Source organism: Pseudomonas multiresinivorans (genome assembly GCF_012971725.1).
Lineage (GTDB): Bacteria > Pseudomonadota > Gammaproteobacteria > Pseudomonadales > Pseudomonadaceae > Pseudomonas > Pseudomonas multiresinivorans.
In genome coordinates, this window is the sequence record NZ_CP048833.1 from 892316 (window position 1) to 916140 (window position 23825).

The 23825-nt window shown below is 65.4% G+C and carries 27 protein-coding genes and 1 pseudogene; 13 read left to right on the forward strand and 15 right to left on the reverse strand.

Annotation, left to right across the window (positions count from 1 at the left end; all coding sequences use genetic code 11):
- Nucleotides 1–558 precede the first annotated feature (558 nt).
- On the forward strand, nucleotides 559–1035 hold the full coding sequence (locus G4G71_RS04105) for a BRO-N domain-containing protein (protein WP_169935528.1): 477 nt from the start codon (nucleotides 559–561) through the stop codon (nucleotides 1033–1035).
- A gap of 118 nt (nucleotides 1036–1153) precedes the next feature.
- Here the strand turns inward: G4G71_RS04105 and G4G71_RS04110 are convergent, their stop codons facing one another.
- From G4G71_RS04110 to G4G71_RS04120, 3 genes are all read right to left on the reverse strand, one after another.
- Nucleotides 1154–2425 carry a hypothetical protein gene (locus tag G4G71_RS04110; RefSeq protein WP_169935530.1) on the reverse strand — a complete coding sequence of 424 codons (1272 nt, stop codon included), beginning with the start codon at nucleotides 2423–2425 and terminating at the stop codon, nucleotides 1154–1156.
- Between the two features lie 538 nt (nucleotides 2426–2963).
- Nucleotides 2964–3767 carry a TlpA disulfide reductase family protein gene (locus G4G71_RS04115; RefSeq protein WP_169935532.1) on the reverse strand — a complete coding sequence of 268 codons (804 nt, stop codon included), beginning with the start codon at nucleotides 3765–3767 and terminating at the stop codon, nucleotides 2964–2966.
- Between the two features lie 82 nt (nucleotides 3768–3849).
- A complete protein-coding gene (locus G4G71_RS04120; protein WP_169935534.1) occupies nucleotides 3850–5298 on the reverse strand; it encodes an aminotransferase-like domain-containing protein in 1449 nt (482 codons plus the stop codon).
- Between the two features lie 184 nt (nucleotides 5299–5482).
- On the opposite strand from G4G71_RS04120, the gene G4G71_RS04125 reads away from it, so the two are divergent.
- Together G4G71_RS04125 and G4G71_RS04130 are read left to right on the forward strand one after the other, a co-directional pair.
- Nucleotides 5483–5713 carry a DUF1127 domain-containing protein gene (locus G4G71_RS04125; protein WP_024762090.1) on the forward strand — a complete coding sequence of 77 codons (231 nt, stop codon included), beginning with the start codon at nucleotides 5483–5485 and terminating at the stop codon, nucleotides 5711–5713.
- A 28-nt stretch (nucleotides 5714–5741) separates the two neighbouring features.
- Nucleotides 5742–6230: a RidA family protein gene (locus G4G71_RS04130; protein WP_169935536.1), complete on the forward strand. Its 489-nt coding sequence runs from the start codon at nucleotides 5742–5744 to the stop codon at nucleotides 6228–6230.
- Here the strand turns inward: G4G71_RS04130 and G4G71_RS04135 are convergent.
- Complete coding sequence (locus G4G71_RS04135; protein ID WP_169935538.1) at nucleotides 6227–7717, reverse strand: YifB family Mg chelatase-like AAA ATPase; 1491 nt, start codon at nucleotides 7715–7717, stop codon at nucleotides 6227–6229. The two genes, G4G71_RS04130 and G4G71_RS04135, sit on opposite strands and share 4 nt — an antisense overlap.
- A 39-nt stretch (nucleotides 7718–7756) precedes the next feature.
- Nucleotides 7757–8038 (reverse strand): accessory factor UbiK family protein, encoded by a 282-nt coding sequence (locus G4G71_RS04140; RefSeq protein ID WP_169935540.1) that lies wholly within the window; start codon nucleotides 8036–8038, stop codon nucleotides 7757–7759.
- A 403-nt stretch (nucleotides 8039–8441) separates the two neighbouring features.
- Here G4G71_RS04140 and glnK point away from each other — a divergent pair, with 403 nt between their 5' ends.
- The 4 genes from glnK to sutA all read left to right on the forward strand — a co-directional run bounded on the left by glnK (nucleotide 8442) and on the right by sutA (nucleotide 11099).
- A complete protein-coding gene (gene glnK, locus G4G71_RS04145; protein WP_003457590.1) occupies nucleotides 8442–8780 on the forward strand; it encodes a P-II family nitrogen regulator in 339 nt (112 codons plus the stop codon).
- Between the two features lie 41 nt (nucleotides 8781–8821).
- A complete protein-coding gene (locus G4G71_RS04150; protein WP_169935542.1) occupies nucleotides 8822–10156 on the forward strand; it encodes an ammonium transporter in 1335 nt (444 codons plus the stop codon).
- A 106-nt stretch (nucleotides 10157–10262) separates the two neighbouring features.
- A complete protein-coding gene (locus G4G71_RS04155) occupies nucleotides 10263–10688 on the forward strand; it encodes a secondary thiamine-phosphate synthase enzyme YjbQ (protein ID WP_169935544.1) in 426 nt (141 codons plus the stop codon).
- Between the two features lie 78 nt (nucleotides 10689–10766).
- Nucleotides 10767–11099, forward strand: coding sequence for a transcriptional regulator SutA (gene sutA / locus G4G71_RS04160; protein ID WP_054910833.1), 333 nt, complete (start codon nucleotides 10767–10769; stop codon nucleotides 11097–11099).
- A gap of 153 nt (nucleotides 11100–11252) precedes the next feature.
- On the opposite strand, the gene G4G71_RS04165 is transcribed toward sutA, so the two are convergent.
- The 6 genes and pseudogenes from G4G71_RS04165 to lptM form a co-directional block, all read right to left on the reverse strand.
- On the reverse strand, nucleotides 11253–11945 hold the full coding sequence (locus tag G4G71_RS04165; RefSeq protein WP_169935546.1) for an HAD family hydrolase: 693 nt from the start codon (nucleotides 11943–11945) through the stop codon (nucleotides 11253–11255).
- Nucleotides 11942–12847 (reverse strand): tyrosine recombinase XerC, encoded by a 906-nt coding sequence (xerC, locus tag G4G71_RS04170; RefSeq protein ID WP_169935548.1) that lies wholly within the window; start codon nucleotides 12845–12847, stop codon nucleotides 11942–11944. Before xerC ends, G4G71_RS04165 begins: the two co-directional genes overlap by 4 nt.
- A gap of 53 nt (nucleotides 12848–12900) precedes the next feature.
- Complete coding sequence (locus tag G4G71_RS04175) at nucleotides 12901–13602, reverse strand: DUF484 family protein (protein WP_169935550.1); 702 nt, start codon at nucleotides 13600–13602, stop codon at nucleotides 12901–12903.
- A gap of 11 nt (nucleotides 13603–13613) precedes the next feature.
- A complete protein-coding gene (gene dapF, locus G4G71_RS04180) occupies nucleotides 13614–14444 on the reverse strand; it encodes a diaminopimelate epimerase (protein WP_169935552.1) in 831 nt (276 codons plus the stop codon).
- Between the two features lie 13 nt (nucleotides 14445–14457).
- Nucleotides 14458–14684: pseudogene (locus G4G71_RS04185) on the reverse strand (diaminopimelate decarboxylase); the annotation flags it as partial.
- Between the two features lie 91 nt (nucleotides 14685–14775).
- Nucleotides 14776–14916: an LPS translocon maturation chaperone LptM gene (gene lptM / locus G4G71_RS04195; protein ID WP_017520757.1), complete on the reverse strand. Its 141-nt coding sequence runs from the start codon at nucleotides 14914–14916 to the stop codon at nucleotides 14776–14778.
- Nucleotides 14917–15069: 153 nt separating this feature from the next.
- Here lptM and G4G71_RS04200 point away from each other — a divergent pair, with 153 nt between their 5' ends.
- The 4 genes from G4G71_RS04200 to rnk all read left to right on the forward strand — a co-directional run bounded on the left by G4G71_RS04200 (nucleotide 15070) and on the right by rnk (nucleotide 17235).
- Nucleotides 15070–16131: an AraC family transcriptional regulator gene (locus tag G4G71_RS04200; protein ID WP_169935556.1), complete on the forward strand. Its 1062-nt coding sequence runs from the start codon at nucleotides 15070–15072 to the stop codon at nucleotides 16129–16131.
- Nucleotides 16128–16463, forward strand: coding sequence for an iron donor protein CyaY (gene cyaY, locus G4G71_RS04205; protein ID WP_169935558.1), 336 nt, complete (start codon nucleotides 16128–16130; stop codon nucleotides 16461–16463). The genes G4G71_RS04200 and cyaY overlap by 4 nt, the downstream gene beginning before the upstream one ends.
- Nucleotides 16441–16647, forward strand: coding sequence for a DUF1289 domain-containing protein (locus G4G71_RS04210; protein ID WP_169935560.1), 207 nt, complete (start codon nucleotides 16441–16443; stop codon nucleotides 16645–16647). The genes cyaY and G4G71_RS04210 overlap by 23 nt, the downstream gene beginning before the upstream one ends.
- 183 nt (nucleotides 16648–16830) lie before the next feature.
- Nucleotides 16831–17235, forward strand: a complete 405-nt coding sequence (gene rnk / locus G4G71_RS04215) for a nucleoside diphosphate kinase regulator (protein ID WP_169935562.1) — start codon at nucleotides 16831–16833, stop codon at nucleotides 17233–17235.
- 45 nt (nucleotides 17236–17280) lie between these two features.
- Here the strand turns inward: rnk and G4G71_RS04220 are convergent, their stop codons facing one another.
- The 3 genes from G4G71_RS04220 to G4G71_RS04230 form a co-directional block, all read right to left on the reverse strand.
- Nucleotides 17281–20130: a class I adenylate cyclase gene (locus G4G71_RS04220; protein WP_169935564.1), complete on the reverse strand. Its 2850-nt coding sequence runs from the start codon at nucleotides 20128–20130 to the stop codon at nucleotides 17281–17283.
- A gap of 92 nt (nucleotides 20131–20222) precedes the next feature.
- Nucleotides 20223–20456, reverse strand: coding sequence for a TIGR02647 family protein (locus G4G71_RS04225; protein ID WP_169935566.1), 234 nt, complete (start codon nucleotides 20454–20456; stop codon nucleotides 20223–20225).
- A gap of 81 nt (nucleotides 20457–20537) precedes the next feature.
- Nucleotides 20538–20819 (reverse strand): hypothetical protein, encoded by a 282-nt coding sequence (locus G4G71_RS04230; RefSeq protein ID WP_054910827.1) that lies wholly within the window; start codon nucleotides 20817–20819, stop codon nucleotides 20538–20540.
- 87 nt (nucleotides 20820–20906) lie between these two features.
- Between G4G71_RS04230 and G4G71_RS04235 the strand changes: the two genes are divergently transcribed.
- Nucleotides 20907–21872 (forward strand): magnesium transporter CorA family protein, encoded by a 966-nt coding sequence (locus tag G4G71_RS04235; RefSeq protein ID WP_169935568.1) that lies wholly within the window; start codon nucleotides 20907–20909, stop codon nucleotides 21870–21872.
- A 207-nt stretch (nucleotides 21873–22079) separates the two neighbouring features.
- Nucleotides 22080–23042 carry a polyphosphate kinase 2 gene (gene ppk2 / locus G4G71_RS04240; RefSeq protein ID WP_169942513.1) on the forward strand — a complete coding sequence of 321 codons (963 nt, stop codon included), beginning with the start codon at nucleotides 22080–22082 and terminating at the stop codon, nucleotides 23040–23042.
- Between the two features lie 4 nt (nucleotides 23043–23046).
- Here ppk2 and G4G71_RS04245 read toward each other — a convergent pair whose 3' ends face one another.
- The gene (locus G4G71_RS04245) at nucleotides 23047–23814 is read right to left on the reverse strand and encodes a hypothetical protein (RefSeq protein WP_169935570.1); all 768 of its coding nucleotides are present in this window, start codon (nucleotides 23812–23814) and stop codon (nucleotides 23047–23049) included.
- Nucleotides 23815–23825: the final 11 nt, after the last annotated feature.

Genomic DNA, 23825 nt, shown 5'->3' on the forward strand with positions numbered 1-23825 from the left:
CACATAACCCGTTCCGAGTTATGTGCCCTAAGCCATTGCCCAGCTCCTGCGCTGTCGGGCAGATCGGTTCGCGAGCAAGCTCGCTCCTACAGGTGTGCTCCGCTCCTTGTAGGAGCGAGCTTGCTCGCGAACCGCTTGGTGCCCTTCCTTCAGGCGGACGCTGGTGCAGGGGATCTTCCGGTGAATTTCCCGACAGCCTCGCAGTTCCTGAAAGTCTTCGCGCTGGGGCGGTAAAGCGGCTGCGCTGCGCTTGGGAAGGTCCCTACACTGCCGCGGCGTTGCGGTCCTACAAGTTCACTGCTTAGCGTTTCGCCCTGCCACGGCGTCATCGTGGCCAGGTGTGGAAACCTGAACATTCGACAGTGATCGTCATGGGTTGGGCAATCCGGCACCTATTCGGTGCCGGATTCGCTTCGCACTCCATGGCGGGCCGTGTGAGGCGGGCTTCGGCCCGACCGGCTATCGCTGTCTAATGTCCGGTTTCCACCCTTGCACGGTCCGCCTCCCTCTGTCGGCAGTTCCGGGCGGCGGCTTCCTGAATGAGCAAGGAGCTTCTGCATGAACCTTTCGATTTCTCCGGCCGACCAAGGCCTCACCCCGACCTGTTTCGTCCGCCATAACCGGCAGTTGCGCGCTCTGATGATCGAGCAGCAGGCGTGGTTCGTGGTACGTGACCTCGGCAAGCTGCTCAGCTACAAGATATCCGCGCCCTTCATTGCCCGTCTCGATGGCGATCAGAGCCGCCGTGAGCGCCTCGTTGGCAATCCCGAACCGGAGCTGCTGGTCAGTGAAAGCGGCTTCTACGCCCTGCTGCTGGTCTACTGCTACCACCCGGAGAACCGTAGCCTGCGCCAGTGGTTGACCAATGAAGTGCTGCCTGCCCTGCGCGACCAGCCCAACCACGACGCGCGCCTGCCGCGCCGGCGCATGCAGCATCTGCTGGGTGAAGCGCTGCCGGTGATGGATTGGCAGGGCAGCCTGTGGGTGCGCTGGCACGATGCCGTAGGGCTGATGGAAAACCACCTGCGCGCCTGACTCCGGCCGCGCTTCATGGCCTGGCGGCCCACTGCTGAGGGCCGGAAAGAAACCGCCCAGCAGGGATGCTGGGCGGTTGCCTGCTGCCACCGCTATCGGCTGGCAGCATCGGGCCCGGTCAGGCCAGTGCGGCTTCGTGGTGCAAGGGAAGAACCGACTCCAGCGCCAGGGCCGTGTTGAACACCGGATGGTAGGAGCCACCTTCCGCCTGCTGTACCTGCACGGCGTGATCGCCGGAGAACGACAGGGCGTCACGGCCGACCTGCAGGAGATCGCTCAGCTTGAGGGCGGCAAGCTTCTGCGAGTTCTGAATGACCATGCCGAGATCGGACTGCGCAGTCGCCCCGGAGCCGTCGGCGCTGAACAGCGAAGTGCCAGCAAGGTTGAACTTGCCCTGGGCGTCCTGGCTTTGCGCATCGACGCTGGACTTGCCAGCCAACGAGTGGCTGTCCGCACTGAACAGGCCATCGAACAGTGCGGTGGAAGCCTTGGCACCGTTCAGGACAGCCAGCCCCAGCGCTGTCTTGCCCGTCACGCCGTCCTTGCTGGCATCGAAGAGCGAGTTGTTGGCGAAGTCGAGTGCCTTGCTCAGGCCATCCTGCACCTTGACGCCCAGGTTCGCCTGGCCGGCGGCGCCGTCCTTGCCGAGGCTGGCGATACCGTCGAACAGGGTGGCGGAGGACTTGGTGCCATTCTGGGTGGTCAGGTCCAGCGCGGTCTGGGCGGCAGCGCCATCCTTGTTGAGGTTGAATACCGAGCTGTTGGCGAAGTCGAGAACCTTGCTCAGACCATCCTGCACCTTGACGCCCAGGTTCGCCTGGCCGGCGGCGCCGTCCTTGCCGAGGCTGGCGATACCGTCGAACAGGGTGGCGGAGGACTTGGTGCCATTCTGGGTGGTCATGTCCAGCGCGGTCTGGGCGGCAGCGCCATCCTTGTTGAGGTTGAACACCGAGCTGTTGGCGAAGTCGAGAACCTTGCTCAGACCATCCTGCACCTTTACGCCCAGGTTCGCCTGGCCGGCGGCGCCGTCCTTGCCGAGGCTGGCGATACCGTCGAACAGGGTGGCGGAGGACTTGGTGCCATTCTGGGTGGTCATGGCCAGCGCGGTCTGGGCGGCAGCGCCATCCTTGTTGACGTTGAAGGCCGAGCTGTTGGCGAAGTCGAGTGCCTTGTTCAGGCCATCCTGCACCTTGACGCCGACGTCCGCCTGGCCGGTCAGGCCGGATTTGGTGGCATTGAAGAGGCTATCAAGCGCGGTGGTGGTGGTCTTGGCGCCGTTCTGCGTCACCAGGCCCAGGCCGAGCTTGCTGGTGGTACCTGTCTGCGAGCTGTTCACCAGGGAGTTGATCGCGAGGTCCAGCGCCTTGCCGGCGGCATCCTGGGTTTTCACCTGAACGTCCGTCTGCGCTGTTCCAGCGGCCTTGTCCACAATGCTGTTGACAGCAACTTCGGTATTCTTGGTGGCGACGTTGAGGTTGAAATTCAATTTGGACGAAGTTGAGCTCGAAGTGCCTGTGCCCAGTCCAAGAATATTAAATAGACCCATCATGTATTTCCTTCGATAAAGTGCAAAACAGTGCCGCCGCAGGCCGTGCCTGCGGACGACACGTCATCAAATGAATTGATGCCGCGCCATCGTAGTGAATGGCTTCGCAGGGCGTTTTTGCTTTAGAGGGAAATCAGAATATTCTCTCTGGCTAACAGAGGTTTCTCAGGAAAACCGTAATAAAATCAAAGCTTATTGGTGATTTCTGTTGTCCTGAAGTTGCGCCGATATGTGAGGTTTTCAGTTTGATAGAAGTCTGATATTTCGCAGCAGTATTGAATGTAAATGGAGTCATGCTGCCGTTATTCTCTGTGATGCATATATCAGTTGCTTAATAAGCTGATGTTATTCATTTCCCGTCGGATTCAACGTATTGGGCTGATCACTCCTTGAGCTGACCCAGCCCGTACTCCAGGCTGGCGGCGGAAAGCTCGCCCATCTGGCTGTGCTTCAGGCGTCCCTGGGCGTCGTAGAACAGCGTGGTGGGCATGCCGTAGGAACCGGTGAGCTGGCCCAGGCGGTTGCCGCTGTCGAGCAACACCGCCGCTTCGCTCAGGCCCTGGTCGCGCAGGAACCGCTGCACGGCTTCGGCGTTCTCACCCTGGTTGACCAGCAGGAAGCGCACATCGCTGCGCTGCTTCTGCGCGGCCTCCAGCACCGGCATTTCGCGCCGGCACGGCGGGCACCAGGTGGCCCAGAGGTTCACCACCATGGGCCGGCCATCCAGCGCGCGCAGGTCCACGGCCGCACCGCGCAGGTCCCTCACCGTGAGCTCGGGAATCTGCTGGCTGCGATCCAACGCCGAAGTCACGGCTTTGCCGCCGCCCCACAGGCACACACCGACCACGGCCGCGACGGCCAGCGGGCGGCGCAGCTCCGTTCTGCGCCAGGCCAGCAGTGCGCCGATCAGAGCGGCAGCGATCACTCCCGGCAGTGCGAGAAAGCCGCCGTCGCGAATATCCACGATGCTTGCCGGCATCGCCGCGTACTGCTCGAAGTAGCGCGCGACGAAGGCCAGCCGCGCCACCAGCAGGCCGCCGAGAAGCATGGCGAACAATGCGCCTTCGGGATTGGCGCCGCGCTTGCGCCCGGCCAGCCAACCGGCCAGCAGGGCGCCGAAGAAGCCGAGGTAGAGCAGGACATGGGGCAGGGGAAGGGCCAGTGGGCCGAGGGTCAGACTGGTCAAGGCAGGAGCCCGGCAAAAGGAAACCAAGGTACAGCAGGGCGCGGCCACGGGGCAGCGCCGGGCTGTGGATAAATGTTTCGCCTCAGGCCGGCAGCGGCTCGGCCTGCTGCTCGCGCAACTCGGCGGTGAGTCGCCCGGCGCAGGCGCCGACCTTGCGCACGGCAGCCTCGATCAGCGGCAGGTCGCGGTTGGAGTAGTTCATGCGGATGCAGTTGCGGTACTTGCCCGAGGCGGAAAAGATGTTGCCCGCCGCAACCTGCACGTTGTCGCGGCGCAGCTCCTGGTTCAGCCGCACGCTGTCGAACTGCGGGTCGAACTCGACCCAGAGCATGAAGCCGCCGCGCGGCCGGGTGACCCGCGCGCCTTCGGGGAAGTAGCGGCCGACCCACTCGGTCATCAGGTCGCGGTGGCGCTGGTACTGCGCGCGCATGCGGCGGATATGCGGCTCGTAGTGGCCGCCGCCGACGAATTCGGCCAGGGCCATCTGCGGCTGCGGCGCGCAGGTGCCGCTGGCGATGTACTTGAAGTGCAGGATGCGATCCAGGTAGCGCCCCGGCACCACCCAGCCGGTACGCAGGCCGGGTGCGACCGTCTTGGAGAAGGAGCTGGCCAGCAGCACGCGGTCGTCGGTGTCGAAGGACTTGATGCTGCGCGGGCGCGGGAAGGCGTAGGCCAGTTCGCCGTAGACGTCGTCCTCGAGGATCGGCACGTCGTAGCGCGCCGCCAGCGTCAGCAGGGCGCGCTTGCGGGCGTCGGGCATGATGTAGCCCAGCGGGTTGTTGCAGTTGGGGGTGAGCAGGATCAGCTTCACCGGCCACTGTTCCATGGCCAGTTCCAGCGCTTCCAGGCTGATGCCGTTGGTGGGGTCGGTGGGAATTTCCAGCGCCTTCAGGCCATACGCCTTGAGCGCCTGCATGGCGCCGTGGAAGCTCGGCGAGTCGATGGCGATGATGTCCCCCGGCTCGCAGATGGCGCGCAGGGTGATGGCCAGCGCTTCCTGGCAGCCGGTGGTAATGACGATTTCACTTGGCGGCACTTGGCAGCCGGAATCGAGCATCAGCCGGGCGATCTGTTCGCGCAGCGGCAGCGACCCCTGGATGCCTTCGTAGCCGAGGCTTTGCAGATCGGTTCGGCGCGCGGCATGGACCATCGCCCGTTGCAGCGGCTTGAGCGACGGGCTGGCGATATCCGGGGTGCCGCGCCCGAGCTGGACGAAGTCGCCGCCCGGCGCGCGGCGCACCTGTTCCAGTACCTGGTCCCACTGCGAGACATCCACTGGCCGTTGCGCCGGGCGAGTCATCGCCGGCATTGGCGGCAGCTCGCGACGTTCCGGCACGAAGTAGCCGGACTTCGGCCGCGGCTCCACCAGGCCGTCATCCTCCAGTACGCGGTAGGCCTGCTGCACGGTGCTGATGCTGACGCCGTGCTCTTCGCTCAGTGCGCGCACCGAGGGCAGGCGATCGCCGGGGCGATACAGGCCTTGCTCGATGCGTTCGCCGAGGGTGGCGGCCAACTGCGCGTAGCGTTTCATGACAGATCTCCCGTGCCGGGTCGGTTCGGCTCGATGCAGTACAGATCGGGAAAAAATACGCCATTCAGACCGATTTCGCCCAGCTCTGTATGGAAAAAACTCTGCCTTGTTGAATCTGTAATGATTTTCCCCGATTCGCCACGCTAGCCCCACGTCCGAAGAGCCCGACTGGAGGAGCGACGACATGAGCGGCCTGAGCGATGTGCGGCTGACCCTTTATCAACAGGAACTGCTGGAAATTCCGGGCACCCGCGTGGCGCCGCGTGAGCACGGCGAAAGCCGCTGGCAGCAGTTCTGGCGCCGCGTGCGCACCCGCAAGCAACTCCTGGAACTCTCCGACGAGCAACTGCGCGACATCGGCATCAGCCGCGAGCAGGCGAAGCTGGAAGCGATGCGGCCATTCTGGCGCTGCTGATCACCTACAGACCATTCAGGGAGCACTTATGAGCGAGACGCGCGCTGCTGCGTTTGAATGGATCGCCGCCGAACTCGGCTACGACTTCAGCGGTGAAATGAAGATCGGTGGCAACTACGTGCCTTTCCTCATCGACGGAAACCAGGTGCACCTGAGTGGGCAGATTCCGCGGGTAGGCGATGAAGTCGTCGTCACTGGTCGGGCGGGCAGTGAGGTGTCGCTGGCCGATGCCCAGCTGGCCGCCAAGGTCTGCGTGATGCGGGCGCTGGCATTGCTGCGGCAGGCGCTGGGTGATCTGGATAACGTCCGCAAGGTGCTGCAGCTCAATGTGTTCGTGCAGTCCGCCGAGCATTTCACCCAGCACAGCGAGGTGGCCGATGGCGCTTCGGCGGTGCTGTATGAGGTGCTGGGCGCGGCTGGCGTGCATACGCGTACTTCGGTCGGTGTCTATCAGTTGCCGAAGAATGCAACGGTCGAGTTGAGTCTACTCGCGGTTGCCGAGGATTTGGCGCGTTAATGCCCCGCGCGGTATTGCAGCGCTTCGGCCAGGTGCGGGCGGGCGATGTTGTCAGCCTGCTGCAGGTCGGCGAGGGTACGAGCGACCTTGAGAATCCGGTGCAGGGCGCGCAGTGACAGGTTCAGGCGCTCGCCGGCCTTCTCCAGCCAGGCCTGGTCTTCTGGGGTCAATGCACAATATTGGTGCATCTTCTTCAGCGTGAGAAAGGCGTTCGCGCAGCCCTGGCGGGCGAGCTGGCGCTGGCGGGCGGCGGCGACCTGAGTGGCCAGTTCCGCGCTGCTGGTGCTCGGGCCGCTGGGCGCGAGGCTGGTGCTTTCCCGGCTGACGGTGAGGTGCAGGTCGATGCGGTCCAGCAGCGGCCCGGAGAGCTTGGCGCGGTAGCGCTGGATCTGCTCGGGCGAACAGCGGCAGCGGCCGCTGGGGTCGCCGAGATAGCCACAGGGGCAGGGGTTCATCGCTGCCACCAGTTGGAAGCGTGCCGGGAAGCGCACACGACCGTTGGCGCGGGCAATAACTATTTCTCCCCCTTCCAGCGGTTCGCGGAGAACCTCCAGGACCTTGCGATCGAACTCCGGCAATTCATCCAGGAACAACACACCCTCGTGCGCCAGGGTGATCTCGCCCGGTTGCGGGCGGCTGCCACCTCCGACCAGCGCCGGCGCGGAAGCGGTGTGGTGCGGCTGTCGGAATGGGCGCTGCGGCCAGTGGGTCAGCGGCCCGCGCCCCGCCACGGAATGGATCGCCGCAACCTGCAGAGCTTCGTCTTCGTCCAGCGGCGGCATCAGGCCGGGCAGGCGGCTGGCGAGCAGGGTCTTGCCGGTGCCGGGCGGCCCACTGAATAACAGGTTGTGTGCGCCGGCGGCGGCTACCAGCAGGGCTCGCTTGGCGGCAGTCTGGCCTTGCACTTCCGACAGGTCGGGATAGGGCGGCGTAATCCGCAACAAACCGTTCGCCTCATAAGGACGCAGGCGCTCCTGGCCGCTGAAGTGCGCGGCCAGTTCCAGCAGATGGCTCACGGCGTAGACGGTCAGGCCGCTGGCGAGGCTGGCTTCTTCGGCGTTCTCCTTTGGCACCACCAGCGCGCGGCCGGCGGCGCGGGCAGCCAGGGCGGCGGGCAGCACACCGGGGACCGGTCGCAGCGTGCCGGAGAGCGCCAGTTCGCCCAGGCATTCCAGTTCATCCAGCCCGGCGGCGTCGGCCAACTGGCCGCTGGCGGCGAGGATGCCCAGGGCAATGGCCAGGTCGAAACGCCCGCCGTCCTTCGGCAGGTCGGCCGGGGCGAGATTCAAGGTGATGCGGCGGGCGGGAAAATCGAAGCCGGCGTTGAGCAGGGCGCTGCGGACGCGGTCCTTGCTCTCCTTCACGGCGCCTTCGGGCAGGCCGACCAGGGTCAGTGAAGGCAGGCCGTTGGCGAGGTGCGCCTCGACGGTGACGCCGGGCGCTTCCACGCCGACCTGGGCGCGGCTATGGACGATGGCGAGGGACATGGATCACTCCTGGATCGCATGCCGCCCGCCAGGCGGGGCTTAATTTTCGGAGGCGGGTGCGGCGGTGTCGGCAGGGGAGAGCTTCGCTTCCATCTCCGCGACCTTGGCTTCCAGTGCCTCGAGGCGGGCGCGGGTGCGCGCGAGGACGACCATCTGGCTGTCGAATTCGTCGCGGCTGACCAGGTCGAGCTTGCTGAAGGCGCTCTGCATCAGAACCTTGAACTGGGCTTCCAGCTCGGCCTTCGGCAGGGGCGATTCGCCACCGAACAGGCGTCCGGCTTGTTGGCTGATGGCATCGAGGAAGGCTTTGGGCGGCAGCATGGTTCATGGGTTCCGGATTGAATCAGAGCGCAGTCTATCACGCAGCCGACGCCGCCTGCGGCGCGTGGGGTTGCACGCTTTTTGAGCAGTGTGCCCGCTCGCCGTGCGCGCTTTCGGTGCGCCCGAGCGGCGCTGGCGAATCGCCAGAAACCTCGCTTTTACGCCAAGTGCCTGATGGCACGGGCATTTCCACGAACTGGCAAGCTTCATGCTTTGGGGCATACATGGCGTGCACCGATGCAGTTCCGGTGCGGCAGGCGAGGCAGGGGATCGCTTCGATCAACGCAGTCGGAGTGCTGAGGTAGGGCGGCCGGCGCATTACAAAAGCCAGACACTGCGCTTAGACTTGTCTCCGGGTTCGTTCTTCCTGGGGCGGGTCCACCAAAACACGGGAGAGAGTTACATGAAGCTAGTCACAGCCATCATCAAGCCGTTCAAGCTGGACGACGTTCGTGAGTCGCTGTCCGAGATCGGCGTGCAGGGCATCACTGTGACCGAAGTCAAAGGCTTCGGCCGGCAGAAGGGCCACACCGAGCTGTACCGTGGCGCGGAATACGTTGTCGATTTCCTGCCGAAGGTGAAGATCGACGTCGCCATCGCCGATGACCAGCTGGATCGTGTTATCGAAGCCATCACCAAGGCCGCCAACACCGGGAAGATCGGTGACGGCAAGATCTTTGTCGTAAATCTGGAACAGGCCATTCGTATCCGTACCGGCGAAACCGGCACCGACGCGATCTAAGCCAAGCCCACACCGAACCCCACGCCCCAGGAGAAACAACAATGACTCTGCGCAAATACGCAGGGCTAGGCGCCCTATTGCCCCTCGCAATGCCCGGTCTGGCCTTGGCCGACGAGGCTGCGGCCCCCGTCCTGAACAGCGGCGACACCGCCTGGATGCTGATTTCCAGCGCCCTGGTGCTGCTGATGACCATCCCCGGCCTGGCCCTGTTCTACGGCGGCATGGTGCGTGCCAAGAACGTCCTGTCGATCATGATGCAGTGCTTCGCGATCACCGCGCTGATCAGCATCCTCTGGGTCGTCTACGGCTACAGCCTGGCCTTCGATACCGTCGGTATGGAGAAGGGCGTGGTCAACTTCGCTTCCTTCGTCGGCGGCCTGGACAAGGCCTTCCTCAGCGGCCTGACCAGCAACGGCCTGACTTCCGCTGCCGCGCTGTTCCCGGAAAGCATCTTCGTGATGTTCCAGATGACCTTCGCGATCATCACCCCGGCCCTGATCGTCGGCGCCTTCGCCGAGCGCATGAAGTTCTCCGCCATGCTGATCTTCACCGCGCTGTGGTTCACCCTGGTCTATGCACCGATCGCCCACATGGTCTGGAGCGGCGACGGCGGCCTGCTGTGGGACTGGGGCGTGCTGGACTTCGCCGGCGGCACCGTAGTGCACATCAACGCCGGTATCGCAGGCCTGGTGGCGTGCATCGTGCTGGGCAAGCGCAAGGGCTACCCGACCGCTGCCATGGCGCCGCACAACCTGGGCTACACCCTGATCGGCGCCGCGCTGCTGTGGGTGGGCTGGTTCGGCTTCAACGCCGGTTCCGCCGCTGCTGCCAACGGCACCGCTGGCATGGCCATGCTGGTCACTCAGATCGCCACCGCGGCCGCCGCCCTGGGCTGGATGTTCGCCGAGTGGATCACCCACGGTAAGCCGAGCGCCCTGGGCATCGCTTCGGGTGTGGTTGCCGGCCTGGTGGCCGTCACCCCGGCCGCCGGTACCTGCGGCCCGATGGGCGCCATCGTGATCGGCCTGGCTGCCGGCGTGATCTGCTTCTTCGCTGCCACCAGCCTCAAGCGCGCAGTCGGCTATGACGACTCCCTGGACGCCTTCGGCGTGCATGCGGTCGGCGGTATCGTCGGCGCCCTGCTCACCGGCGTGTTCGCAGCGCCGGCCCTGGGCGGCTTCGGCACCGTGACCGACATCGGCGCGCAGCTGTTCACCCAGTTCAAGGGCGTGGCCTTCACCATCGTCTACACCGGTATCGTCAGCTTCGTGATCCTCAAGGTCCTGGACCTGGTCATGGGCCTGCGCGTCACCGAGGAAGAGGAAACCGTGGGTCTGGACCTCTCCCTGCACAACGAACGCGGCTACAACCTGTAAGGGTTCGCGCAAGTTCGACGAAGGGCGCCCTCGGGCGCCCTTTGCTTTTTCGATCAGCACGCTAGAATGCGCGCGCATCACCGTTAGCGACGGAGAAGTGCCCGCCATGTGGCAGCAGAAAATCATCACCCTGCGCCCTCGCCCGCGAGGTTTCCACCTGGTCACCGACGAGATACTGGCCGCGCTGCCGGAACTGTCGAAGTGCCGGGTGGGCCTGCTGCACCTGCTGTTGCAGCACACCTCCGCCTCGCTGACGGTCAACGAGAATGCCGATCCCTCGGTGCGTCGCGACTTCGAGCGGTTCTTCAATCGCCTGGTGCCCCAGGGTGAAGGCGGCTATGAGCATGACTACGAGGGGCCGGATGACCTTCCGGCGCATTTCAAGTCGAGTCTGCTGGGCTGTCAGCTGACGCTGCCGATACAGCAGGGAGGCTTGGCAATGGGCACCTGGCAGGGTATCTATCTGGGCGAGCACCGTGACCACGGCGGCCCGCGCAGGATAGTGGCGACCTGGCAGGGCGAGCTTGTATGAATTTTTTCCGGCGGCGTTCGTCAAAGCGCGCAGCTGGGCTATAACTAACGTGCTTTGCAGCACCACAGAGGTTGAACAATGAGCGACGAAGAACTGGAACAGGACGAGCTGGACGGCGCTGACGAGGATGATGGCGAGGAACTCGCCGCAGCCGACGACGGCGACGCCGAAGCAGACAGCAGCGATGGGGATGAAGCCCCTTCTTCCAAGGGCGGTGGCAAGAAAGCCAAGGCCGCTGCGGAAGAAGAGGAACTGCCCTCGGTCGAAGCCAAGCAGAAGGATCGTGATGCACTGGCTCGCGCGATGGAGGAATTCCTCACTCGCGGCGGCAAGGTGCAGGAGATCGAGCCCAACGTCGTGGCCGACCCGCCCAAGAAGCCGGATAGCAAATACGGCAGCCGCCCTATCTGATATCTGACGCGACATGAAAAAGCCCCGCCGCTCCGTCTGGAGCGGCGGGGCTTTTTCATGTCCGTTTGTTGCGATTTTTCATGTGCGTAGGAGCGGACTCCGTCCGCGATGGCGTCCGGCGGGATGCGAACCTATCGCGGACGGAGTCCGCTTCTACAGTCTTGCCAGGACGCCCGGCAGCTCTGCCAGGTTGTGGATGATCGCACTGGGCGCTTCCTCGCCATCCCACGCCTTGCGCGCCGGGTTGAACCAGATTGCCTTCATGCCTGCGCGGCGCGCGCCGGCAATGTCGTCGCTGGGGTGGTCGCCGATGTGCACGGCATTTTCCGCCGCCACACCGCCACGCTTGAGCGCTTCCTGGAACGGATGCGGGTCGGGCTTGCCGACGCCCAGCTCTTCCGCGCACAGGGCGAACTGGAAGTAATCGGCCAGGCCCAGTCGGCGCACATCGGCGTTGCCGTTGGTGAGCACGCCGAGGATGAAGCGGTTGGCCAGTTGCTCCAGGGTCGGGTGCACTTCGGGGAACAGTGCCACTTGGTGTCGCGCCTGGAGGAAGGTCTGGAAGCCGGCCTCGGCCAGCTCCGTCGCCTCGGGCTGTGGATAACCCGCGTCGAGCAGCGCGTGGAACAGGATGCGCCGGCGCAGCTCGCTCAGGCGGTGCTTGAGCATCGGGTCCTGCTGCATCAGCCGCGAGCGGATTGCCCACAGGTGCTCGATGGGTACCGGGCCGAGCTGTGCAGCATTCACCGCGAGCCAGTCGCGCAGGGTGGCTTCGGCGCTGTTCATCACCGGGGCGACGTCCCACAGCGTGTCATCGAGATCGAAGGTGACCAGACGGATACTCATTCTTCTGCTCCGGGTTTACGGCGTGCCCGTGGGTGCGCCTGGTCGTAGACCGTGGCGAGGTGTTGGAAATCCAGGTGGGTGTAGATCTGCGTGGTGGCGATGTCGGCGTGGCCGAGCAGCTCCTGTACCGCGCGCAGGTCCTGGGAGGATTCGAGCATATGGCTGGCGAAGGAGTGCCGCAGCATGTGCGGATGCAGGTGCTGGCCCAGCTCGCGCACGCCGGCCTCGCGCACGCGCAGCTGGATGGCGCGCGGCGTCAGGCGCTTGCCGCTGCGGCCGATGAAGACGGCGTTGTCCTGCGGCGACACGCTGGCCCGTAGTGGCAGCCAGGCTTCGATGGCTTGCCGCGCGGCGCGGCCGACCGGCAGTTCGCGGACCTTGTTGCCCTTGCCGTGGACGCGTACCAGGCCGTCTTTCAGGTCCAGCCATTCCAGGTCCAGGCCGACCAGCTCGGAGAGGCGCAGGCCGGAGGAATAGAACAGCTCCAGCAACGCCTGGTCGCGGCGGGCGATGAACTCGTCCTCGACGCCGCCGTCCAGCAGTTGTGCGGTACGGTCGGTATCCAGCGTGCGCGGCAGCTTGCGGGCGCCCTTGGGCGCGGCGAGGCCGTCGGCGGGATCGTGCCGGCAGCGGCCCTCGCGAATCAGGTACTGGTACAACCCGCGGGTGGCCGACAGCAGGCGGGCCAAGCTGCGGCTGGCCAGCCCCTGCTGGTGCAGGCGGGCAACGAACAGGCGCAGGTCGCGCACTTGCAGCGCAGACCATTCGTTGATCGAGGATTTCTCGCACAGCGCGGCGAGGCGCGCCAGGTCGCGGCGGTAGCCGTCGAGCGTGTGCACGGACACCTGGCGCTCGCTGCGCAGGTGTTCCAGATAGGCTTGCAGATCGGCTTCGAGCGACACGCGGAAAGCTCCCAGTGATACAGCCAGGCTGGCAGCTTACCGCGTTGCGAAGGTCAGCGTACCGAGCGCAGAGGCGTGGAGAAGCGCGGCAGGGTGCGCGCGAGGACTTCGGCGACGTAGCCGAGGAACAGGGTGCCCAGCGAGCTCTTGTAATGCTGTGGGTCGGGGCTGCCGATCGCCAGTACGCCGTGCAGCCCCTGGAAGGTCAGCGGCACTACGGCGGCGGAGCCGACCTGCTCGCGTTCGCTTTCGCAGAACAGGAAGGCCAGCTCATGGGGGCGCAGCACGCCGCAGACGGTCTTGCCTCCGGACAGCAGGCCACCGATGGCCTGGTGCGCTTCGGCGCTGCTCACAGAGCGGCCCACCGGCAGGTTGTTGTCGCTGAACAGGATCAGGCTGACGTAGGGCACGAGGAACTCGTGGCGCAGGCTGTCTTCCACCGTGCTAACGATTTCTTCCAGGCTGGTGGCGTCGAGCAGATCGAGCACCAGGCGGCGGGTCTTGTCGAACAGACGATCGTTGTCGCGGGCCACGTCCATCAGCTGCGACAGCCGATGGCGCATCTCGATGTTGCGCTCGCGCAGCAGGCGGACCTGGCGCTCCACCAGCGACACGGCATCGCCCGGCTGGTGCGGAATGCGCATCTCCGGGATCAGCTCGTCATGATCGACGAAGAATTCAGGGTGCCGGCGAAGATAGTCGGCGACCTGTTCGGCTTCGAGCGTAACGCTGGGGTCCTGCGGAGTATCGGTCATAAGCGTCCCGGTTATAGACGTACCTGGCCTTCGAACACCCGCACGGCGGGCCCGGTCATCATAACGGGCTGACCCGGCCCTGCCCACTCGATGGACAACCGTCCGCCGGGAAGGTCGATCTGTACCGGCGATTGCAGCCAGCCCTGGCGAATGCCTGCGACGGCGGCGGCGCAGGCGCCGGTGCCGCAGGCCAGGGTCTCGCCGGCGCCGCGTTCCCAGACGCGCAAGCGTGCCTGGTGCGGATTGACGATCTGCAGGAAGCCGATGTTGGCCTTCTGCGGGAAGCTTTCGTGGATTTCGAGTTTCGGGCCCAGGGTGCGTACCGGTGCGCTGTCGACGTCATCCACGCGCAGCACGCCGTGCGGGTTGCCCATGGAGATGGCGGCCAGCTCGTAGCGCTGCCCGTCCACTTCCAGGGGATAACTCAACGCCTCGCTCTCGGCCTTGAACGGCACCTGTTCGGGCACCAGGCGCGGCGGGCCCATGTCGACGGTGACCTGGCCATCGTTGGCGATGGTCAGCTCGATCATGCCGCCCTTGGTTTCCACGCGGATGGTCTTCTTCGCGGTCAGGCGCTTGTCCACCACGAAGCGGGCGAAGCAGCGCGCGCCGTTGCCGCACTGTTCGACCTCGGTACCGTCGCAGTTGAAGATGCGGTAGCGAAAGTCCGCGTCCGGGTTGCCCGGCGGCTCGACGATCAGCAGTTGATCGAATCCGACCCCGAAGTTGCGGTCGCCCCACTGTTTGACGTGGCGTGGCTGCACGTGGGCGTGCTGGCTGACCAGGTCCAGGACCATGAAGTCATTGCCCAGCCCGTGCATCTTGGTAAAGCGCAGAAGCATCGTCGTCTCGGCCTCAGTCCGGCAGCAGGCTTTCGCCGGCGAACAGCTCTTGTCTCTTGCGGCTGCGCACCCTGTGCGCGGCCGAGCTATCCACCAGCACCTCGGCGGCGCGGCCCCGGGTGTTGTCGTTGGAATTCATGACGAAACCATAGGCGCCGGCCGGATGAACGGCCAGCAGGTCACCTTCTTTCCGGGCGGGAGCGCGATGCCGGCGGGGAAGTCGCCGGTTTCGCCGGGCGGCGTGCCAAGGCGCTCGGCAATCGCCGACGCTGGCACGTCTGCCACGAGCAATAGCCCGCCGCGGACGTCGAAGGCGTCCATGGGAACGCCCTCAGAGACCGTAGCGGTCCTTGCTGTGTTCGTTCTTGGCCTTTTCGTCGTCCGGCAGGTACAGCGGGCCTTTCTGCCCGCAGCCAGCGATGGCGGCGGTCAGCAGGGCGATCGCGACGAAGGGAAGCAGCAGTCGCTTCATGGCGGAATCCTTGTAATAAAGCGTCAATGGGGCCGGAGTATACCGGCCCCCCGCCGGCTTGCCTATGCGAGCCGGCTCCCGCCCGGCGGGGCTTTCGGCTCGCGCCCGGCGGGCCACTGGCCCTATGATGGCGGGCAAAAAATGGAAAGCTCGATGGACTATCGCGATCCCCTGCCCAGTTCGGTGTCGGTGGCCTACCTGCAGGGCCTTGTGGAGCATCTGCAGCGCCACGGCGTAGAGCCGGCGAAGCTGCTGGCGACGGTGCATCTGGAGCCCTCGATCCTCGCTCAGCGCGACCAGCGTATCGCCGCCAGTGCCTACCTCGAACTGGTCGGCGCCGGTGTACGCCTGAGTGGCGACGCCAACCTCGGCCTGCACCTGGGGGAAGCGGTGCGCCCCGGCTACTACGGCGTACTCGGCTACCTGATCATGAGCTGCGCGACCCTTTCCGACGCCCTGCATCGCCAGGCGCGTTATGCCGCGCTGGTGGGCAACCTGGGCCGCGTCGAGCTGGCCGACGAGCCGCCGCGCGCCGGTTGCGAGCCGTTGGTCAAGCACTGCTGGGAGGCGCTGCTGCCGCAACAGCAGCGGCAGATGAGCGAGGAGACGCTGGCCGGCTGGGTCAGCTTCGGCCATTGGGTCAGTGGCGTGGACGAGGCGCCGTTCGAAGTCCGCTTCAGCCACAGCGCCCCGGCGGACGTCAGCGAACACGCACGCATCTTCCGATGCCCGGTACTGTTCGATCAGCCGGACAATGCTCTGGTCTTCCCCAAGCGCCTGCTGGCGCTGCCGCTCGGCCAGGCTGACGCCCAGGTACAGCGCACCCTGGATGCCTACGCCGAACGCCTGCTGGTGGAGATCAACAAGGGCGACAGCGTGCTTGACCGCGCGCGCCTGGAGCTGGCGCGCCAGTTGCCGGAGCAGGGCGCCGACCTGGAGCGCCTGTCGCTGACGCTCGCCCTGAGCCCTCGTACCCTGCAGCGCCGCCTGCGCGATACCGGCCTGTCGTTCAGCCAACTGGTGGACGAAACCCGCCAGCAGCTGGTGCTCCACTATTTGCGCGACCCGGCTTTGGATACCGCCGATATCGCCTATCTGCTGGGCTTCAGTGAGGCCGGTTCGCTCGCCCGCGCATTCCGGCGCTGGACGGGGCAGAGTCTGGGCGAATACCGGCGTAAACTGGTGCCTTTGACTGATCCCGAGGACGATGCATGAGCACTTTGAGCGAGGCCCGCTTCCATGACCTGGTGGACGCCGTACAGGTAACGGTGGAGGACGCCTTCGACGACAGCGATCTGGACCTGGACCTGGAGAACTCCAGCGGCGTGCTGACCGTGCGCTTCGAGAACGGCACCCAGCTGATCCTCAGCCGCCAGCCGGCGCTGCGCCAGCTGTGGGTGGCGGCGCGCTCCGGCGGTTTCCACTTCGACTACGACGAATCCGGCTCGCTGTGGATCTGCGACAGCACCCGCGAACCGCTGGGCGCGCTGCTCAATCGCGCCACGCTGGAACAGGCTGGCGAGGATGTCGAGTTCCCCGGCATCTGACGCGCAGGCGAGCGTCGCCTCGCCCTGCTGCCGGCGCTGCTGCCTGGACGACGCGGATGTCTGCGTCGGCTGCGGCCGCACCCTGGGCGAGATCCTGGAGTGGAACGAGGCGGACAGCGAGCGTCGCCGGGCGATCCTGGCAGACTGCGAAAAGCGCCGAAACAACCACTCGCCGAAGTGGTGACTGGTCGGTGTTGCTTATTTTCTGTGCTGTGTTAGTGTCCGGGAAAACCCCGCCTTGGGCGGGGTTTTTCTTTTTTCGGAATTCATTGCGCGTTCGTTTCCCGAACGTCTTTACTGCCAGAACACCCAGGGCCCCGAGCGCGCGAGCGTCCGGGGCTCTCCTGTAAGGAGACTGCCAACCATCATGACCACGACTCCCATCACCGTCACCCGACTCGACCTGCAACGTCTGGAGCGCATGCTCGACAGCCTGGATGAGTACGGCCCCGCTGCCGAGGCGTTGGAGGCCGAGCTGGCCCGTGCCACGGTCGTCGGCCACGACGAGATACCGCCGGGCGTGGTCACGATGAATTCCACCGTGCGCTGCCGCGAGGAAAGCAGTGGCAAGGAATACCACCTGACGCTGGTCTACCCGGCCGATCTCGGCGGAGAAGGCAAGGTATCGGTCCTCGCCCCGGTGGGCACCGCGCTGCTGGGCCTGACCACAGGCCAGAGCATCGACTGGCCGGCGCCCAGCGGCAAGACGCTGAAGCTGACCCTGCTGGAAGTCGAATACCAGCCCGAAGCGGCCGGCGACTTCGATCGCTGAGTTCCCCTTCCGGGACTTTCCCTCCCCGGGCGTCCGGTCCGGCCTTCAGGCCTCGGCCAGCGCCCGGTTCAGCGCCTGTTCCAGGCTCTGCTTGTAGCGCAGGAAATGCACCGTCTGTAGCTCGCCGCCCTCGCGCATGGCCGACAGGTCCAGGTCGGTGATGTAGCAGGGGTAGCGCTCCTGTCCCCGACGCCGGTCCAGGATGTGCCTGGCCACGGCCTGGAACAGCTCGTTGCCGAACTCCAGTTCCGAGAACTCGCGGTGGTTGCAGAACAGCGTGGTGCGCGCGCGCTGGCCTTCTCCGGGTTCGACGATCGCCTGCACGTTGTAGAACGGCAGCGCTTCCAGCGGCTGCGGCGTGTTGCGCCGCTCGATGCGTTGCGCGCGCTGGTGACCGTTGGTCACCACTTCGTAGAAGAGGATGTCCGCACCCACCGGTCCCTGGCTTTCCAGTAGCGAAATCACGGCGTTGCGGCGGTACTGCACCGACTGCAGGAAGCGCTGCAGCGGCAGCAGCAGGCCTTCCTCGGTGTCGTACTCCTGGCGACGCCGCCAGAGGGCGTTGCGCTCGTCGAGGATGGTGATTTCCGCGCTGCCTTCGTCCAGGCGATAGAACACCTGCACGGTATTGGCCCGACCCAGTGGCAGGATCATGGCAAGGTCGTCGCCTTCCAGCGCGTGCCGGTCCAGCTGCAGGAAGCCACTGTCGTCCTGGGTGTCGCCCAGGTGCTCGACCAGCGCCGGCAGCCCTTCGATCACCCGATGGCTGACGCTGCCGGGCACCAGGTGCAGCAGGTGGAAATGCTGGCGCACCTGCAGCAAATAGCGCCCGCCCTTGCCACTGGCGAGCTGCGCATGGGCATCGCGGAACAGGTCTTCCACGCGCTGGGCGATGGCCGCGGCGCGGTTGCGGCAGAAGCAGCGCACCAGCAGGCGCGGCGGCGGGGCGTCGGTGGGCAGCGTGTTGAGGAATTCGCGCAGGCAGTCGAGCAGCGCGTGGGGCCCGGAATAGCGGCTGACCAGCAGTTCGTTCCAGCTGTTGAGGGTGATCTGGTCGAGGGTCAGCACCAGGTTGTCGCGCACGCCGGAATAGCCGAGCGAGTCGGTGCGCTCGGTGGTCATGTGCACGTTCATCTGGCTGTGCTGGCGCAGCGGGTCGATGCCGACGTTCACCAACAGCAACACCTGCGACGGCACCGCGCTGCGCAGCAGGGCGCTTTCCGGCACCTCGTTCAGCGGTAGCGGGACGGCCTGCTGCAGGCTGCCCAGCAGGTTCTGCAGCTCGAACTCACTCAGGTCGCTGGTGCCCGGCTGCAGGGACAACCGCGTGGTCGCATCGACCACGCCGTTGCGATGGCTCCAGGCGAGCAGGTCCATGAGGTCACGGGCGCGGCGCAACGGGGCGAAGTCGGCCATCTCCTGCAACGATAGGTTGCCACCATACAGCGCCCAGAATGGGGGTTTGCCGGCGTCGCCGCCCGGCAGCTGGGCGAGGGTGAGGATGTCTTCGGCCATGTCCGGGGCGATACCCGGGTTGATGAATTCGACCTTGCCGGCCTTGCGCTCGAAGGCGGCGTACAGGCGCCGCCCGAGGATACCCATGTCCCGCGGGTTGATGCCGCTGGCGGCATGCTGCAGGCGGGCGAACTGGGAGAGGAAGCGGTAGCTGTGGGTCAGTTCGTTGACCAGCGCGCGGCGCTCCAGCAGCACCTGGCGTACTTTCCACTGGCTGCGGCTGTCCAGTTGGGCGAAGGCGCGGTTGTCCCACTTCCATTGGGCCGAGACGCGCTCCATCACCTTGCGCTGCCAGCTCTTGTGGCCCTGGCGTGGCGGCCGGCTGAGCTTCTTGCCGACCTTGAGGTAGAGGCAGCGGCGGATCAGTTCCAGGCGCTCGGTTTCCCCGCGCGCCTTGAGGTATTCCTCCAGTCGGCGGTAGAGCATCACGTAGGGGTCGAGGTCTTCCATGTCCAGGCGCCCGGCGTAGATCGCCTGCTTGTAACGCAGGCTCAGGCAGGAAACCTGCGGGTGTTCGCTGGCGTAGACCTCGGTGAGCAGCAGCTTGAGCACCGATTTGTAGGGAGACTCGATGCCCTTGAACAACTGCCACATGCCGGCGCCGATGAACTCGCCCGGCGGGATGCGCGCCAGGTGGCCGAGGTCGAGGACATCCTCGGCGCGGATGAAGCGCTTGCTCAGCAGCGTCTGGCAGTACTCGGTGTAGCGGTTTTCTTCATAGACCGGCACCAGCCACCACAGCGGCGTGCGGCCGCCGAGCCAGATGGCGGTGCGGTAGAACTCGTCCAGCAGCAGGTAGTGCTGGCTCGTGCCGCAGTCGTCGGAGGTCAGCCGCGCCTCGCGGGCGCCCTGGGTGTAGTGCTGCGGGTCGACGAGGAAGCAGTGCACCTCGGCGCCCTGGGTTGCGGCCCATTGTTCGAGCAGCTCGCATTTGCGGCGCAGCTCCGCCAGCTCCCGCTGGGAGAGGTCGGAGGCGTGGCAGACCCACAGGTCCAGGTCGCTCTGCTCGGCCTGGGCGACGGTGCCCAGGCTACCCATCAGGAACAGCCCGTGGATCGGCAGCGGCGGGTTGCCGCGACGGGTCTTGTAGCTGAAGGATCGGGTCAGGCGCTGGGCTTCGGCGAGGATGTCCTCGTCCGGGACGAAGTTCGACAGCCCTGCGGGGGTGCTGGCCGACACATAGCCGGGCAGCAGCGGGTGGTTCACGTCCAGCAGCAGCGGCAGCAACTTGAGAACAAGCTGCTGGCGCGTGGACAGCGCTTCACTGGCCCGCTGCAGACGAGCGGCGTTGACCTTCAGGAAGCGCTGACGCAGCTGCGTAAGCACCTTTCGGTCGATGCCGTCGTCGATGTCCGGGCGGATTTCGGGAGTGAGCGTCATGGCGTACTGCTGCCTGGCCAGCGGCGCCGCATCAGGGAATGCGGCGCTCGGAAATGTGCCAGTTTATCGCCCGCTCGCGGGGGAACTTGAGGTCAGCCGCGCAGGATGCCGAGCAGGACCTGAGCGTGCTCGGCGGCGTCGAGGCCCAGGCTGGTCAGATAGCCGCCGTCCTGCTGGTCGATCAGGCCCTTGGCGTGGAGCCGTTCGGCAGCGGCCACTGTTTCGGAGGAAGCGTCGTGGTGCACTTTCAACCCGGCCTGGCTGTTCTCCAGGTCGTAGAGCGCCAGCAGATCAAGTTCTTCAACCATTTCTTTGGTGAAAGCCATTCTTATAACTCCCGATGGTCAATGAGGCTCCAGTGTAGTCTCAAGTCCCGCCGGTTCGGCAAGCGGTGTTATGCCGCTGTCTCATTCGGCAACAGTGCCGTCCGGAAGTGTCGGCAATGCGCGCAGCGCCTGTTCGTACCATTCACCGTTGAAGGGGCGGTCATCGGCCAGCATCGCTTCGATCTCGTGGGCGAGCACCAGGGCCATCAGGTGCAGGGCATCTTCGCGCTCGTAGCCGACCAGGGTCAGCTTGTTGAACACGGCGCGGGCCGCCGGTGGGTTCTCGCTCTCGATCTGGTTCTCGATGGCCTGGATCAGGGTGTCTTCGGCGAAGGACTCTTCGCTGTCGTCGTGTTCGCTCATCACAGTGTTCTCCGATGGGCTTGTGAAGCGCCGGGAAGTTGGCCAACCTGCGGATCAACTTCTGGCTGTAAAGGATTGTCGGGCGACATGATCACCTATTACACCCTGGTCGGCGACCGCCTGGTGCGCCACAACGGCAGCGAGTGCCATGGCATGCCCAAGGACACGCTGTGGATCGACCTGTTCCGGCCCACGGCGGAAGAGGAAAAGCTGCTGGAGTCGATCATCGAGGTCGACGTGCCAACGCAGGAGGAAATGGCGGAGATCGAGGACTCCTCGCGCTTCTACGAGAGCAAGGGCGCGCTGTACATGACTACCACCGTGGTCGGCGGCATCCGCGAGCACAAGCCGAGCACCTCGGAGGTCACCTGCGTACTGACGCCGCACTGGCTGGTGACGGTGCGCTACACCGACCTGCTGGCCTTCCGCACCTTCGAGACGCGCACCCAGCGCGGCGGCTGCGAGGGGCGCAGCGACCAGTTGTTCGTGACACTGATGGACAGCGTGGTGGACCGCATCGCCGATGTGCTGGAGAACGTTCAGAAGCAGCTCGACAGCCTGGGCACCAGCATCTTCCGCGAGGGCCCGGCCAACGAGAAGGCCGATCTGCAGGAAGTGGTCAAGCAGCTCGGGCGCAAGAACTCGCTGCTGTCCAAGCTCAACGAGAGCCTGCTGAGCATCAGCCGGCCGCTGAGCTATTTCCGCCAGGGCAGCAACGGCTGGATCAGCGACGAGGTGAAGCTGGGCATGAAGTCGGTGGAGCGCGACGTGCGCTCGCTCAGCGAGTACCAGACCAAGATGGCCGGGGAGATCACCTTCCTGCTGGACGCCACCCTGGGCCTGATCAACATCGAGCAGAACAGCATCATCAAGGTGTTTTCCATCGCCGCGGTGCTGTTCCTGCCGCCGACCCTGGTGGGCACGGTGTACGGCATGAACTTCGCGCACATGCCCGAGCTTGCGTGGCTGGCCGGCTACCCGATGGCGCTGGTGGCCATGGTGATCTCGGCGATCATTCCCTACTACTGGTTCAAGTACAAAGGCTGGCTGTAGCCGATTGCTGGCTGGATTGAGACGGGTTCGCTCGATGAAATTGATGTCGGTCAAGAAGGGTCGCCCCGCTGGCGCAGAGAGTGGGAAGTCCCCTGACCACTCAATGTCTCACCGGAGGAGACCATGTCCGAGACCGTCACCAGCAGAACCGCCCCGGCACGCCGTGCCAACAAGACTGCCAGCCGGGCGCCAGCCGCCAAGCCGCCGATGACCGATGGCGCGGAGGAAATCCGCGCCCAGAGCGATGGCCCGGTCGCGCTGAAAGTGGCCATGGCGCCGCGCGGCAGCAACGAGGACTCCACGTCCGCCGAGCTGCCGGCCTTCTACCCTTACCGCAAGCGGCTGCAGCGCAGGGAGTACGAACATCTCAAGGAGCAGCTGCAGGTCGAGCTGCTGAAGGTGCAGAGCTGGGTGAAGGAGACCGGCCAGCGCGTCGTCGTGCTGTTCGAGGGCCGTGATGCCGCGGGCAAGGGCGGCACGATCAAACGCTTCATGGAGCACCTGAATCCGCGCGGCGCGCGGGTCATCGCCCTGGAGAAACCCAGCGACGCCGAGCGCGGCCAGTGGTACTTCCAGCGCTACATCCAGCACCTGCCCACGGCCGGGGAGATCGTCTTCTTCGACCGCTCCTGGTACAACCGCGCCGGCGTCGAGCGGGTGATGGGCTTCTGCTCGCCGCGCCAGTACCTGGAGTTCATGCAGCAGACGCCGGAGCTGGAGCGCATGCTGGTGCGCAACGGCATCCTGGTCTTCAAGTACTGGTTCTCGGTGAGCCGCGAGGAGCAACTGCGCCGCTTCGTCTCGCGCCGCGACGACCCGCTCAAGCACTGGAAGCTGTCACCCATCGACATCCAGTCGCTGGACAAGTGGGATGACTACACCCAGGCCAAGGAAGCGATGTTCTTCCACACCGACACCGCCGATGCACCCTGGGTGGTGATCAAGTCCGACGACAAGAAGCGCGCGCGCCTCAACTGCCTGCGGCACTTCCTGCACACGCTGGATTACCCCGGCAAGGACGAGAAGATCGCCCATGCCCCGGACCCGCTGCTGGTCGGTCGGGCCGCCGACCTGGACCGTGATGAAATGCAGGCGACCCCTGTCGTGGAGAGCGCCCCCGCGGCACCCGTGGCGGCGCCGGAGCCAGAGCCTGAGGCGATTCCGGCCTGAGGCGCTACTGCTGGCTGATCAGCATGAGCTGGCCGGAAACGGCGCGGGAGTTGCGGTCGACGATGATCGGCGCCCAGGGCCGGCCGGAAGCGCTGACGCCGCTGTTGCTCTTGCTGTTCATGTCCAGCAGCGCCTTGCTCAGGTATTCCCAGCGGGTGCGCAGTTTCTTGGTCGCCTCGTTGTCGGGCAACTGGTCGATGCGCTGGGTCAGCAGCGGCACCAGCACGCTCTCGTCCTGGCCGAGGTATTCCTGGGGCTGTTCTCGGGCCAGTTCCAGGCCGCTGATGTAAGCGCGACCCAGGTACTGGGTGGCCAGGTACTCGACGCGTACCGGCAGCTCCCACAGCGGAATCTGATTGGCGTCGGCGGTAGGCGGCACGAAGCGCTCGACCTGGTTGAGCAGCTCGCGCAGGGCGCGGCTCAGGTCCTGGTTGTAGCGCCAGGGCAGGTCTTCTTCCTTGGGACCGTAGGAAACGCCATTGCGAATCTGCGTTACGAATTCGGCATGGGCCTTCTTGAGGGCGTCGTCGGCCTTGGGGTAGCCCTTGACCGCCTTGTCCAGGGTGGCCAGGTCCTTCTCCAGCTGGGCGGCGTGGGTTTCCTGGAAGCCTTCGCCGCGCAGCAGCAACAGGCTGTTGATCGAGCGGCAGGTGTAGACCTGCAGGGTCTGCAATTGCAGTTCCTCGCTGGGCAGGTTGGCCTGGGCGGCGAGGGAGAGGAGTCCGAAACAGCACAGCAGGAAACCGCGATAGACATCGAGCTTTCGGAACATGGCGGAGGCGT